This is a genomic window from Endozoicomonas sp. PH6C (genome assembly GCF_059322965.1).
In genome coordinates this window covers 7,012,153-7,026,866 of the sequence record NZ_CP185342.1, presented here as the reverse complement: position 1 = coordinate 7,026,866, position 14,714 = coordinate 7,012,153, and the positions used below count along the sequence as shown (strand labels likewise).

Sequence of the window (14,714 nt, the reverse complement as noted above, 5' to 3'; positions counted from 1 at the left end):
AAACCGAGTCGAATCCATTTTGAATGTCTTTTTCATACAAAGATAAATACCAACTCTGGAGCTTAGAAGGAGACAGGCATGGGCCCTGTTAATAGAAATTCGGGTATTGACTCGCCAACACCTGGACAACCTCAACTTGAGGAAGCATCAACGGTTGTCAGTGCAGGCAGGGAAGTTAGTGTATACAAGCAAAATCAATCGCCATTGCTCTGTTTACCCTACGAAACAAAATCGATGATCATTCGCTATTTGGGTTTTCGCGAGGTTACCCGTTTAAAACTGGTATGCAAATTTCTTTGCACACTTGTTGAAGAGGATAAAGTTCTGGAAAGAGCGTGGATTCGCAAGTTTCCTTCGCCCTACCATTATCAACCAAAGACCATCGTCAGGACAAAAGATGAGCAACAGCTCCGTCATTGGTTGGAGGCGTTTGCGGATATGGGCACTGTCGAGTCACTCTTAGAACAACAAAAGAGTACTTATTTTCCTGCTCAGTTGCTTTTCATTAACAGTAAACTGATGTCTCAATGTGAAAAGTTCAAGTTAGTGGAAAAAATCGAAATGACCCATGATAAAAAAGTCAGAGCGGTCAATTTCAGCCCCGATAATCGCCATCTGGCATCCGTCAGTGAAGATAAAACAGTGAAAATCTGCAGCCAGAAGACCGATGGATCATGGGAACCAAAAGCCACCTTTTTCCATAATCACAGGGCTGTTTTAGCCAACTTCAGCCCCGACGGCCGCTATCTGGTAACTGCCAGTCACGATAATACAGCAAGAATCTATGTTCAGCAGGACGATGGATCATGGGAACCAACAGCCACCTTTACCCACGATAATTGGGTTGCATCAGCCACCTTCAGCCCAGATGGCCGCCATCTGCTAACCGCCAGTCATGATCACACAGCGAAAATCTACGGTCAGGGGGACGATGGATCATGGGAGGTAAAAGCCATCATTTTCCATAATCATATGATTCTTTCAGCCACCTTCAGCGCTGATAGTCAGCATATGATGAGCGTCGGCTTTGATCACACGGTGAGGATCCGTAGTCAGGGGGACGATGGATTATGGGAACTAGAGGACACTATTCATGAAAGTTATGTCTATTCAGCCAGACTCAGTCCCGATGACCGTCATCTGGCGATCATCTGCGTTGATTACGCTCTAAAAATTTATGGTCGGGGGGACGATGGATCATGGGTAAAAAAAGCCCCCCTTCAACACAGGAGCACAATCACATCTGCCAACTTCAGCGCCGATAGCTGTCATCTGGTAACCGTCAGTTTAGATGACACGGCAAAAATCTTTGACCTGCAAACCGATGGATCGTGGAAAGAAATAGCCACGATTCCTCATGATTGTAACGTTCGCTCAGCCGAATTCAGCGCCAATAGCCTCCATGTGGTGACTGCCAGTGATGATAAGACCGCAAAAATATACACCCGAAAGGCCCCTGGATTATGGGAAGAAACAGCCTGCATTACCCATAAGAAGGTGGTCAACTCAGCCAAATTCAGCGCCGATTGCCTTCATGTGGTGACCACCAGTGATGATAACACAGCGAAAGTCCTTGGCCTGCAGGCCGATGGATCATGGTTGGAAAAAGCCATCATCAGGCACAAGAAAGCAGTCACCTCAGCCAACTTCAGTACCGATGGCCGAAACCTGGTGACGGTCAGTAAAGATATCAGCGTAAGAATCACCGAACTACGCAAGAAGGATTGATGATCGAATAAGCGTATTTTTGCTTAGAACCGATTAAAAAACAGTGTCAGGTGTCTTTGTGCCAGTCTTTGCTATGCTGTTCCTCTTTGACATTTTATCAAGGAGTAACCCATGAGTGCGAAACCCAAACCTCAGTCGACAGAGATTGATCATATTCGTAACACTCTGGCTGACGTAGTTGACGGCCTTGGTCAAACCCGTGGTGAGATGCACCAGAGATTTGACCAGCAAGACAAGCGCCTTGACCAGCAAGATAAGCGCCTTGACCAGCAGAGCAAAGAAATCAGCGAACGGTTTGACCAGCAAGACAAGCGCCTTGACCAGCAGAGCAAAGAAATCAGCGAACGGTTTGACCAGCAAGACAAGCGCCTTGACCAGCAGGATAAGCGCCTTGACCAGCAGAGCAAAGAAATTAGCGAACGGTTTGACCAGCAAGACAAGCGCCTTGACCAGCAGAGCAAAGAAATCAGCAAACGGTTTGACCAGCAAGATAAGCGCCTTGACCAGCAAGATAAGCGCCTTGACCAGCAAGGTTCTGATATTGCTGCTATCAAAGAAATGCTCCAAGCCTTACTCTCCCGCTAATAACCACGCCACCTAACAATTCACTTGACGGGGAAAGCTACGCTGCCCTCAGTTCTGGGTTATATCGAGAGCACAATGGCAATTTTTGCACTTGGCTCTCAATGAAAAAATTTCTTTCCATTCTTTACCCGAATCAGGGCTCTTCTTTCTCTTAATTGTTTTGAACTTCCATTATAAAACCGAGTCTAAGAGATCGATTTAATTTCGAACGCGCTTTCCAAACGGAAATAAATAATACCAATCGTGCTTTGGAGGAACCCGCCCGATATGAACCCTTTGAACAACAATTCCAGCGATGACGGTACAGTCTCGCCAACACCCAAGCGACCTCGACTGGAAGCAGTGCCAACGGGTGTCACTGCAGGCAGAGACGTTACTCTGTATAACCAAAATCAATCTCCATTCCTCTGTTTGCCCGACGAACCAAAATCTGTGATTATTCGCTATCTGGGCCTGCGCGAGATTGCCCGTTTGGCAAGGGTATGCAAATATCTTGGCGATTTTGTTGAAAACTCTAAAGCCCTGGAAAGAGCATGGTATCGTCGATTTCCTTCACAACACAGAGATCAACTGAAGACCATCTTTAAGGCAAAAACGAATCAAGAACTCCGTGATTGGTTGAGGCCGTTTGCGAATAATGAAACTATCGAGTCACTTGTAGAACGACGAGATAGTGCTTATTTCCCTGCTCTGTTCCTATTCACCAATAGTAAATTGATGTCTCTATGTGAAAAATTTAACCTGGAGACAAAAACCGAAATCATCCATTCCAGCTGGATCCACAAAGCCACTTTAAGCCCCGATAGCCGCCACCTGGTGACCGCCTGTTTGGATAATATATTGAAAATCTCTAGCCGTGAGAACGATGGATCATGGAAAGTTAAAGCCAACATTTCCCATAACGTCACATCAGCCACCTTCAGTCCCGATAGCCGCCATCTGCTAACCGCCAGTCGCGTTAACGCGGTCATCTATGGTATGGAGGAAGATGGATCATGGAAACTAAAATTCACAATTTCCCATGAAGATGGGGTCTGCTCAGCCACCTTCTGTGCAGATGGCCATCATGTGTTGACCTCCGGTTTGGATAAAAAGTTGAAAATCTATAGACTGGAGAACGATGGATCATGGCAAGCAAAGACCACTATTAACCATAATACTCAAGCCGGTCTGGCCAGCTTCAGCATCGATGGCCGTCATTTGATGATCTACTCTACATACTCTGTGACAATCTACGGTAAGCAGGCCAATGACTCCTGGAACGAAAAAGGCACCATTAACCATAATGGTTGGGTGATGACGGCCCAATTCAGCGCCGATGGCAGCTATGTGGTAACTGCCAGCAGGGATGGCAAGGCAAAAATATATGGCCTGCAGGACGATGGATCATGGAAAAAAACAGACGAGATTCAGCATGATGGCAGTGTCTATTCAGCCAAGTTCAGCACCGATGGCACTCAGGTGGTGACCGCCAGTGAAGATAAAACGACGAAAATCTATGGTCTGCTGGCCGGATCATGGGTAAATAAAGCCATCATTCCTCACGAGAGCCCGGTCCACTCAGCCATCTTCAGCGCCGATAGTCGCCATTTGTTAACTACCATTACTAACAACACGGCAAAAATCTATCGTCTGGAGACCGATGGATCATGGGTAGAAAAAGCCACCATTTCTCACAAAGACAGGATCTATTCAGCCACCTTCAGTACCTATGGTTGTCTTGTAGTGACCGCCAGTAAGGACGCAACGGCGCAAATTTATGGTCTTGGGGCCGATGGATCATGGCTTCAAAAAGCTATTATTTCCCACAGGGGTGTTATCGGTCTCGGCTCAGCCGCCTTCGGTGTCGATGGCCGGCATGTGGTGACCTTCAGTGATTACTCGGCAAGAATCACTGAACTGCAGAAGGACGTTTGATGATCGAATGTTCGTCGTCGGTGCCGCTGGCAGCAATCACTTAATCGTTCAACCTCTCATCTGGAACTCGGCAACGCCTGTAACCTCTTAATCGCCTAAAGCATTGTCACTGTAGCTGTCATTTATGTCAGGGATTTATTTTTATTATTAATCCAAGTTAAAAGAGTGATGTTTCTGAAAAGGTTTGGATACATTTTTTGTTATGCCCTGCTAAGAAAAATACAAATATTGAGGAGCCAAGAAAAAACATGGATGTTACAGAGCTTAATTCAGAACTTTTTAGTAAAGACCTGACAAGGTTTTTAAATGAGCCTGAATCAAAAGGTAGCCCAAGCTTTAAGAACAGAACCATCAAAATTGTGGTTGCTACCCGGCAGTACATGAGCGATACCATTTTAGAGAGGGGGTATGGTGATATTGCATCTGGGGTAAGGGAGTTGGGTTATGTCAGGAAACTCTTTCCTGAAGCAACTTGCTCATTTGTCTTTGAACACCATGCCGCTGACATTGATGAGCTGAATCGATTAAGATCCATTGCCACCTTTGACGACGTTAAAACCTTCATTCTGGATGGTCGCCGTCGACAAATATACCGGCCACCTGAACAGCAGCAGTTAGCCAAAGTGCATCAGGAAGAGGAAGTTTACCAATTGCTGCATGAGGCCGATTTTATCTTGCATGGCCCGAGTGGTTTGATATCGCCGTTGGCAAACAGCCATGGTGAATTTGCCAGCAAAACTGTGGGTGTTAGTGAATATGAACTCAAAAGCGGAGAATATAGTAAAAAAGGCCGTCATGGAATAGAAGAGATTGATATGGGCTTTAGCTGTCAGCGTTTATACCTGATGGAAAATACATACCCTGACACTGTATTCAAGGACGATTTACTGCGTAAGTATTGTGCTAATCCACTGAGCAAAAGCAGTGATGGGAATGACCAGAGCGTATTTTATTTTGTCTATGGTCATGCTAAATATTTTCTTGCTCAGGCGCTGAGAATTCTGCTGCTGATGGAAGCAAACAACGACAGAGATGTGGTGTTAGTCAGCTCTCAGCAGCTTAATCCGGGCCACGTCAGCGAGTATTTCTCTGAACAGCGGCCGGACTTTTTTCCCTATAAGTCTGTTAAGGTATTTAAAATCAACAGTGATGACAAAAAAGATGTGATCATGACTTTTCAAAATCCCGATGGTGAGCAGGAAAAAAATATACACATTATTACCCCTGGTCGAATAGTAAATAGTGACTTTGATCTTTTACAACAAGGTTCTGTAATCAATTGGAGTTCCGGTGATATCAGCCTCTCCGATGTTCTTGCCAAAGGAAAAATCCCAATCGTTGAACCCTATAAAAAAGAGGATCTATTTTGGGGAATGTTGAATGCAGTGAAAAAGTTTTGTGCAATTCCGGGAAATGAGCAATATGGTTCTTTGATGGGCCCTTGGAGAACGGCTTGTGCGAGCTTAGCTTATAACCCCAGGAAAAGTTCTCTCACGAAAAGCCTGGCCAGCAGAGTCTCGTTGCAACAACTGCTTGGCTCGCAATGGCAAGCGTTCGAACGTGACTTCACGGATTGGTTAAAAAAGAACAATCAAACCGAATCATTTATCCGGGAAAAAGCAGAAGCGATTATCCGGAAAACCCTCTTTGCTGAAAACGATGACAATTCCAGCAATGACAGTTCACTCTCGCCAACAACTCAGCAACCTCAGCTGGAGAAAGCACCTGCGGGTTTCAGTGCAGGCAGGGAGTGACTGTCTATGAGAAAACTCACAAAGACAGGATCTATACAACCAGCTTCAGTGCCAATGGTTGTCTTGTAGTGACCGTCCAGAATATGCGAAACCAACTGGTTAGATACTTAAAACCCGGGGTTAACCTCTTAATCGCTTAAAGCATTGTCACTGTAGCTGTCATTTATGTCAGGGATTTATTTTTATTATTAACCCAAGTTAAAAGAGTGATGTTTCTGAAAAGGTTTGGATACATTTTTTATTATGCCCTGATAAGGAAGATACAAATATTTAGGAGCCAAGAAAAACATGAATATTACAGAGCTTAATTCTGAACTTTTTAGCAAAGACCTGACAAGATTTTTAAATGAGCCTGAATCAAAAGGTAGTCCAAGCTTTAAGAACAGAACCATTAAAATTGTGGTTGCTACCCGGCAGTTCATGAGCAATAGCATTTCAAAGAGGGGGTATGGTGATATTGCATCCGGGGTAAGGGTGTTAGGTTATGTCAGGAAACTCTTTCCTGAAGCAACTTGCTCATTTGTCTTTGAACACCATGCCGCTGACATTGATGAGCTGAATCGATTAAGATCCATTGCCACTTTTGACGACGTTAAAACCTTCATTCTGGATGGTCACCGTCGACAAATATTCCGGCCACCTGAACAGCAGCAGTTAGCCGCAATGCATCAGGAAGAGGAAGTTTATCAATTGCTGCATGAGGCCGATTTTATCTTGCATGGCCCGAGTGGTTTGATAGCGCCGTTGGCAAACAGCCATGGTGAATTTGCCAGAAAGACTTTGGGTGTTAGTGAATATGAAGTCAAAAGCGGAGAATACAGTAATACGGGCCGTCATGGAATAGAAGAGATTGATATGGGCATTAGCTGTCAGCGTTTATACCTGATGGAAAATACATACCCTGACACTGTATTCAAGGACGATTTACTGCGTAAGTATTGCGCTAATCCACTGAGCAAAAACAGTGATGGGAATGACCAGAGCGTATTTTATTTTGTCTATTGTCATAATGAATATTTTCTTGCTCATGCGCTAAGAGTTGTGGTGCTGATGGAAGGAGACAACGACAGAGATGTGGTGTTAGTCAGCTCTCGGCAGCTTAATCCGGGCCACGTCAGCGAGTATTTCCCTGAACAGAAGCCGGACTTTTTTCCCTATAAGTCTGTTAAGGTATTTAAAATCAACAGTGATGATAAAAAAGATGTGATCATGACTTTCCAAAATCCCGGTGGTCAGCAGGAAAAAAATGTACATATTATTACCCCTGGTCGAATAGTAAATAGTGACTTTGATCTTTTACAACAAGGTTCTGTAATCAATTGGAGTTCCGGTGATATCAGCCTCTCCGATGTTCTTGCCAAAGGAAAAATCCCAATCGTTGATAAATATAAAAAATGGACTCTATTTAAGGGAATGGTGAAGGCAATGAAAAAATTTTGTGCAATTCCGGGAAATGAGCAATATGAACCTTTGATGGAACCTTGGAAAACGGCTAGTGCTAACTTAGGTGATCACACCACAGGTTCTCTCACGCACAACCCGGAAAAGAGAGTCTCATTGCAACAACTGCTTGGCTCGCAATGGCAAGCGTTCGAACGTGACTTCACGAATTGGTTAAAAATGAACAATCAAACCGAATCATTTATCCGGGAAGAAGCAGAAGCGATTATGCGGAAAACCTTCTTTGCTGAAAAACGACGACGATTCCAGCAATGACAGTTCACTCTCGCCAACACCTCAGCAACCTCAGCGAAAGCACCTGCGGATTTCAGTGCAGGCAGGGAGTGACTGTCTATGAGAAAAGTAAATCTTCAATTGCTGGTTGCCGTGAGTTTACACTCAAAAATAAATCAGCAGATCCAGTCGATTCCGACCAACAGATGCTCTGTAAAACAGTTTGTTTTCTTCTAATAAAGCAACTGCTTTCAAGAATAATGCATTACCTTCTTCAACACCCTTTTCAAGATCCATATAGGCATCTATATACTGCTGTTTAATATTTCTGAGGTATTCAAGGGCATGACTATCCACATAGCTGATACGGGCATTATAGCCTTTAACATTCTGTTTTTTCTTAACTCGCATTTTCTCTTTCGCTGTATTGTAAATAACCTCTGCCAGATTAAGAACCACAGTATCATAGTCGTGCCTCAAGGTCAGTTTGAACTCCCCGGGTTCCTGATAGAGTGTATCCAGGTGCACGGAAGCTGACATCGGATTAATGCCTTTGGCTAGCAGATAATCATGATATCCTTCATACATTGTGTACCTTCTGATTGACTGCTCATCAGCGAAATCACGCAACCAACGGATATTATCACCTGTCAGAAAGCAGCTTCGATGATAGGAAGCGGTTTCCAGAATATCGTCCAAAGCCCAGGGAAAAGCTTCCACGACTTCGCGAACAATCTCTAATGCAGGGCGGCGACGGACGGGTAAAGTGTCATAGTAATGATCAAGGTCAATCAAAGCGACCTTGTATTGAGTATTGCCATTGTTATCCACTGTTTGAAAAGGAGGAATATTATCGTAACGAATACGCTCTCCTGTCAGCATTCCATTAATGGTAAAGTCAGGAATTTCCCTCATGCAGGCCAGCGCCGTCAGATCCTTAATAGCATCACCATAACCTTTGCGGTTCAGACTGAACTCCATATAGTGTGAAAAACTGTCTGTTGGTACATTGACCCGCTCTGTAAGCAACATCGCCTCACCACCTACGATCACTGGGAGCATTTGTGGAACAAACAGGTGTTTCAGGCCAAAAGCCTCAAAAAATGACCAGGCAGAGACCACTCGATCTAAATTTCCCCGGTCGATTTTCAGGATATAACCAGGGTACTCATCAATGGAGTAAATGGGGCCGCGCCCGCCAGTCAGACGCCTGACTTTTTGATAGTTAACAGCTTCTGGCCTTGAGTTTAATTCCGCAAGCACACCATAAATACTTGGTTCAGAACTGGCAATAGCACTTGAAACAAAGCAGAACAGCGAGCCGACCAGATATTTTCTTATACCGGTTGGTTTCGATGTCTTTTTCATTTTTTCTACCTCGAAGGTTGGATAATTTCAGGAGATAATTTCAGGACACGCAGATTAGACATGGCAGAAAAGAAAATGTTCCCGGGAATGTGCGGTATTTTTAATTTACCGGAACTGCATCCCGTTCATAAATACGGGCATTCAGGTAAAAAATATTAACAGGCGACTTGAAAGCCTGAGGGGATGCAAATATTTTTGCGATCTTAATGAAAAAATACCTTTCTATCATTTTCACGAATCAGGACTTATTGTCAGTTTCGCTGGCCTTAATGTTATGAACCTCTATTATAAAACCGACTCCAACTCCATCAGCATTGAACAAATTTTGATTACCCTTTCTGAGCAAGGATTAAAACTGACTCAGGAGCTTTGGAGGAGCCCGATATGAACCCTTTAAACATCAATGTCGGCAATGACAGATCAACACCTCAGCAACCTCAGCGGGAGGAAACAACTGCAGGTTTCAGTGTCGGCAGGGAAGTGACTGTCTATGAGAAAAGTAAATCTCCATTCTTTGATCTGCCCGATTTAGAAAAGTCCCTGATTTTTCGCTATTTGGGTCTTCGCGAGATTACCCGTTTAAAAAGGGTATGCAAATATTTTCACGATCTTGTTGAAAATAATAAAACACTGGAAAGAGCATGGATTCGCCAGTTTTCTTCACCCTTCCAATCGCAACTAAAGACCATCGTCAGGACAAAAGGTGAGCAACAACTTCGTAATTGGTTGCAGGTATTTGCGGATATGAGCACGGTCGAGTCACTCATAGAACAACAAAAGAATATTTATTTTCCTGCTCAGTTATTTTTCATCAACTGTAAACTGATGTCTCAATGTGAAACATTCAAGTTGGTGGAAAAAATCGAAATTACCCATGATGAAAAAGTCCAGACAGTCAACTTCAGCCACGATGAACGCCATCTGGCAACCGCCAGTGACGATAAAACAGCGAAAATCTACCACCAGAAAACCGATGGATCATGGGAACCAAAAGCCGTCATTTCCCATAAGGGTGTTGTCGCCTCAACCAAATTCAGCCCCGATGACCGCCATATGGTAACCGTCAGTTACGATAAAACAGCGAAAATCTATCGTCTGGGAGACGATGGATCCTGGCAACAAAAAACCACCGTTGGCCATTATGGCTGGAGCTATTCAGTCAACTTCAGTCCCGATGGCCAACATCTGGTAACCACCAGTGACGATAACACAGCGACAATCTATGGCCTGTACGAAGATGAACAATGGGAAGTAAAAAACACTATTTCCCATAAAGTAATGATCGTTTCAGCCACCTTCAGCGCTGATGGGTGCAATCTGGTGACCGTCAGTGTGGATAGCGTGAAAATCAGTAGTCAGTTGGACGATGGCTCATGGGCAGTAGAGGGCGCTATTCATGAAAGATATATCGCTTCGGCCAGGCTCAGCTGCGATGGCCGTCATCTGGTGATCTCCGGTTTAGATGCAGGTGTAAAAATCTATGGTCAGGGGGCCACTGGATCATGGGTAAAAAAAGCCACTTTTAGTCACAGGGGCCTGATCAACTCTACCAGCTTCAGCGCCGACAGCTGCCATCTGGTAACCGCCAGTACTGATCGCACGGCGAAAATCTGTCACCTGCAGGACGATGGATCATGGCAAGAAATAACCAGGATTCATCATGATAGTGAGGTCTTCGCAGCCAACTTCAGCGCCGATTGCCGCCATGTGGTGACCGCCAGTAAAGATAACACGGCGAAAATCTATAGCCTGCAGGACGATGGGTCATGGAAAGAGCAAGCCTGTATTACCCACAAAGGGGCGGTCAACTCAGCTAACTTCAGTGCCGATTGCCTCCATATGGTGACTGCCAGTGATGACAACATGGTGAAAATCAGTGGCCTGCAACTCGATGGATCATGGCGGGAAAAAGCCACCATTGAGCACAACAATAAAGTTACCTCAGCCAGTTTCAGCACCGATAGCCGAAATCTGGTGACCGTCACTAAAGATAACAAGGTGAGAATCACTGAACTGCGAAAGAAGGATTGATGATCGAATCATTCCACTGACCTCACTCTTTTGAACTTCCATTATAAAACCGGGTCAAACAGATCGAATCAATTTTAAATGCCCTTTCCAGGCAGAGATAAATAGCGACTCTGGAGCTTAAGAGAAATCAGGCATGGACCCAATAAACAGCAATGCCAGCATTGACAATCCACTCTCGCCAAAACCTGAGCAACCTCAGCTAGAGGAAGCAGCATCAGGTTTCAGTGCAGGTAAGGAAGTGACTGTCTACGAGGAAAGTCAAAGTTCATTCCTGAATTTACCGGAAATAACGCAGCGTATAATTATTCGCTATCTGGGCTTTCGCGAGATTACCCGTTTAAAACAGGTGTGCAAACATTTTCGCGATCTGGTTGAAAACGATAAAACTCAGGAAAGAGCCTGGTATCGCCAGTTTCCTTCACCCTACCAATATCAGCCAAAGACCATTATCAAGACAAAAGATGAGCGACAACTCCGTGATTGGTTGAAGCCGTTTGCGGATAGTGACACTGTTGAGTCACTCTTAAAACAACAAAAAAGTATTTACTTTCCTGCTCAGTTACTTTTTATCAACAGCAAGCTGATGTCTCAATGTGAAAGATTTGAGGTAGTGGAAAAAATCGAAATTATCCATTTAAGACAAGTCAGAATGGTCAATTTCAGCCCCGATGATCGCCACCTGGCAACCGCCAGTAACGATAAAAAAGCGAAAATTTATGCTCAGCAAGACAATGGATCATGGGAACAAGTAGCCACCATTTTCCATCGGGACAAGGTCCTTGCAGCCAAATTCAGCCCCGATGGCCGCCATCTGGTAACCATGAGTTACGATAACATAGCGGGAATCTTTTGCCTGCCCGACGACGGATCATGGGAAGAAAAAACCATCATTCCCCATTGTGGCTTTGGCAATACAGTCAACTTCAGTCCCGATGGCCGACATCTGATAACCATGAGTGATAGTGACACAGCAAAAATCTATGGTCTGAACGAAGACGGACAATGGGAAATAAAAAACACCATTTCCCATGATTGGATGATCTTTTCAGCCACCTTCAGCGCTGATGGATACAATCTGGTGACCTTCGATGGGGCTAGTGTAAAAATCTCCAGTCAGGTGGATGATGGCTCATGGGTAGTAAAAGACACTGTTTACGAAGGAAAAATCACTTCGGCCAAGCTCAGCTCCAATGGCCATCATCTGGTGATCTCTAATGTAGATGAAGTTGTGAAAATCTATGGTAAGGGGTCCGCTGGATCATGGGTAAAAAAAGGCACTCTCCGGCACAAGAGACTAGTCAACTTTGCCGACTTCAGCACCGACAGCTGCCATCTGGTAACCGTCGGTTTAGATCGCACGGTGAAAATCTGTCACCTGCAGGACGATGGATCATGGAAAGAAATAACCAGGATTTGTCATGACGGTCGGGTCTTCTCAGCCAACTTCAGCGCCGATTGCCACCATGTGGTGACCGCCAGTGAAGATAACACGGCCAAAATCTACAGCCTGCAGGACGATGGATCATGGAAAGAACGAGCCTGTATTACCCACAAGGGGGCGGTCAACTCAGCCAACTTCAGCGCCGATGACCTTCATGTGGTCACCGCCAGTGAAGATAACACGGCCAAAATCATTGGCCTGCAGGCCGGTGGATTCTGGCTGGAAAAAGTCATTATTCAACATGATTGTGCAGTCACCTCAGCCATCTTCAGCGCCGATAGCCGACATGTGGTGACCGTCACTGAAGATAACAAGGTGAGAATCACTGCACTGCGAAAGAAGGATTGATGACCGAATCATTCCACTGACCACACTCTTTTGAACTTCCATTATAAAACCGGGTCAAACAGCTCGAATCAATTTCGAATACCCTTTCCAGGCTGGGATAAGTAATGACTTCGGAGATAAAAAGAAATCAGGCATGAACCCATTGAACAGCAATGCCAGGATTGAAAATTCACTCTCGCCAACACCTGAGCAACCGCAGCAGCAGGAGGAAGCAGCAACAGGTTTCAGTGCAGCCAGGGAAGTGACTGTCTACGAGAAAAGTCAAAGTTCATTCCTGAATTTACCCGAATTAACACAGCGTATAATTATTCGCTATCTGGGCTTTCGCGAGATTACCCGTTTAAAAAAGGTATGCAAATATCTTCGCGATCTTGTTGAAAATGATAAGTCTCAGGAAAGAGCCTGGTATCGCCAGTTTCCTTCACCCTACCAATATCAGCCAAAGACCATCGTAAGGACAAAATATGAGCAACAACTCCGCAATTGGTTGAAGCCATTTGTGGACAGGGGCACTGTCGAGTCACTCCTGAAACAACAAAAAAGTATTTACTTTCCTGCTCAGTTACTTTTCATCAACAGTAAACTGATGTCTCAATGTAAAAAATTCAAGTTAGTGGATAAAGCCGAAATCCTCCACAGAGACAGAGTCAAAACGGCCACCTTCAGCCCCGATGGTCGCCATCTGATAACTGCCAGTTTTGATAAAACAGTGAAAATCTATGTTCAGAAGGACGATGGATCATGGCAACCGAAAGTCGCCATTTCCCATGATCATAGTGTCCTCTTCGCCAACGTCAGCCGCGATGGCCGCCATCTGGTGACCGCCAATGTCGATAGAACAGCAAGAATCTATGGTCTGGAGGACGATGGATCGTCGAAAATAAAAGCCACCATTACCCATGCTCGCCGAGTCAATTCAGCCAACTTCAGCGCCGACGGCCGTCATCTGGTCACCAACAGTCACGATAGAACAGCGAAAATCTATGGTCTGGAGGAGGATGGATCATGGGAAATAAAAACTACCGTTACCCATACTTGCTGGGTCCTTCCAGCCAACTTCACTGCTGATGGCCGCCATCTGGTGACCGTCAGCAGGGATCATAAGGTGAAAATCCTTAGTCAGGGGGACGATGGATCATGGGAAGTAGAGGACACTATTCGTGAAAGATCTATCATTTGGGCCAGGCTCAGCCCCGATGGCCGTCATCTGGTAATCTTCGTTAAACATTTTGTTCTAAAAATCTATGGTCAGGGGGCTGCTGGACCATGGGTAGAAAAAAACACCCTTCAATACGAGAACTTTGCCTCTGTCAAATTCAGTGCCGATAGCCGCCACCTGGCAACCGCCGGTTGGGACGGCAAAGTGAAAATCTGTAACCTGCAGGACGATGGATCATGGCAAGAAATAGCCACAATGGTTCATGACGATCCCGTCTATTTAGCCACTTTCAGCGCCGATGGCCGCCATCTGGTCACCGCAAGCGATGATAACACGGCGAAAATCTGTAACCTGCAGGCTGATGGATCATGGAAAGAAATGACCACAATTGTTCACGATGATTCTGTCCACTCAGCCACATTCAGCCCCGATAGTCTCCATGTGGTGACTGCCAGTGATGATAACACGGCCAAAATCATTGGCCTGCAAGCGGGTGGATCATGGCGGGTAAAAGCCATCATTCAACATAATAATCCAGTCACCTCAGCCATCTTCAGCGCCGATAGCCGACATGTGGTGACCGTCAGTGACGATCACAAGGTGAGAATCACTGAACTATGGAAGAACGATTGATGACCGAATCATTCCGCTGGCCTTGCTATTTTGAACTACCATCATGAAACCGGGTCAAACAGATCAAATCAATTTC

At 45.0% G+C, this 14,714-nt stretch carries 9 protein-coding genes; 8 read left to right on the top strand and 1 reads right to left on the bottom strand.

Annotation, left to right across the window (positions count from 1 at the left end; genetic code table 11):
- Positions 1 to 78: 78 nt before the first annotated feature.
- From ACOMG9_RS25050 to ACOMG9_RS25030, 5 genes are all read left to right on the top strand, one after another.
- The gene (locus ACOMG9_RS25050) at positions 79 to 1,728 is read left to right on the top strand and encodes an F-box/WD repeat-containing protein (RefSeq protein ID WP_448215012.1); all 1,650 of its coding nucleotides are present in this window, start codon (positions 79 to 81) and stop codon (positions 1,726 to 1,728) included.
- Positions 1,729 to 1,839: 111 nt separating this feature from the next.
- The gene (locus ACOMG9_RS25045) at positions 1,840 to 2,313 is read left to right on the top strand and encodes a hypothetical protein (protein ID WP_494529576.1); all 474 of its coding nucleotides are present in this window, start codon (positions 1,840 to 1,842) and stop codon (positions 2,311 to 2,313) included.
- Between the two features lie 267 nt (positions 2,314 to 2,580).
- On the top strand, positions 2,581 to 4,230 hold the full coding sequence (locus ACOMG9_RS25040; protein WP_448215014.1) for an F-box/WD repeat-containing protein: 1,650 nt from the start codon (positions 2,581 to 2,583) through the stop codon (positions 4,228 to 4,230).
- Between the two features lie 248 nt (positions 4,231 to 4,478).
- Entirely contained in the window at positions 4,479 to 5,984 is a 1,506-nt protein-coding gene (locus ACOMG9_RS25035) for a hypothetical protein (RefSeq protein ID WP_448215015.1), read from the top strand.
- Between the two features lie 288 nt (positions 5,985 to 6,272).
- Positions 6,273 to 7,700: a hypothetical protein gene (locus ACOMG9_RS25030; RefSeq protein ID WP_448215016.1), complete on the top strand. Its 1,428-nt coding sequence runs from the start codon at positions 6,273 to 6,275 to the stop codon at positions 7,698 to 7,700.
- A gap of 123 nt (positions 7,701 to 7,823) precedes the next feature.
- On the opposite strand, the gene ACOMG9_RS25025 is transcribed toward ACOMG9_RS25030, so the two are convergent.
- Positions 7,824 to 9,026, bottom strand: a complete 1,203-nt coding sequence (locus ACOMG9_RS25025) for a hypothetical protein (RefSeq protein ID WP_448215017.1) — start codon at positions 9,024 to 9,026, stop codon at positions 7,824 to 7,826.
- 384 nt (positions 9,027 to 9,410) lie between these two features.
- On the opposite strand from ACOMG9_RS25025, the gene ACOMG9_RS25020 reads away from it, so the two are divergent.
- The 3 genes from ACOMG9_RS25020 to ACOMG9_RS25010 all read left to right on the top strand — a co-directional run bounded on the left by ACOMG9_RS25020 (position 9,411) and on the right by ACOMG9_RS25010 (position 14,638).
- On the top strand, positions 9,411 to 11,057 hold the full coding sequence (locus tag ACOMG9_RS25020; RefSeq protein ID WP_448215018.1) for an F-box/WD repeat-containing protein: 1,647 nt from the start codon (positions 9,411 to 9,413) through the stop codon (positions 11,055 to 11,057).
- A 133-nt stretch (positions 11,058 to 11,190) separates the two neighbouring features.
- Positions 11,191 to 12,846, top strand: coding sequence for an F-box/WD repeat-containing protein (locus tag ACOMG9_RS25015; protein WP_448215019.1), 1,656 nt, complete (start codon positions 11,191 to 11,193; stop codon positions 12,844 to 12,846).
- 133 nt (positions 12,847 to 12,979) lie between these two features.
- Complete coding sequence (locus tag ACOMG9_RS25010; RefSeq protein ID WP_448215020.1) at positions 12,980 to 14,638, top strand: F-box/WD repeat-containing protein; 1,659 nt, start codon at positions 12,980 to 12,982, stop codon at positions 14,636 to 14,638.
- Positions 14,639 to 14,714 lie beyond the last annotated feature (76 nt).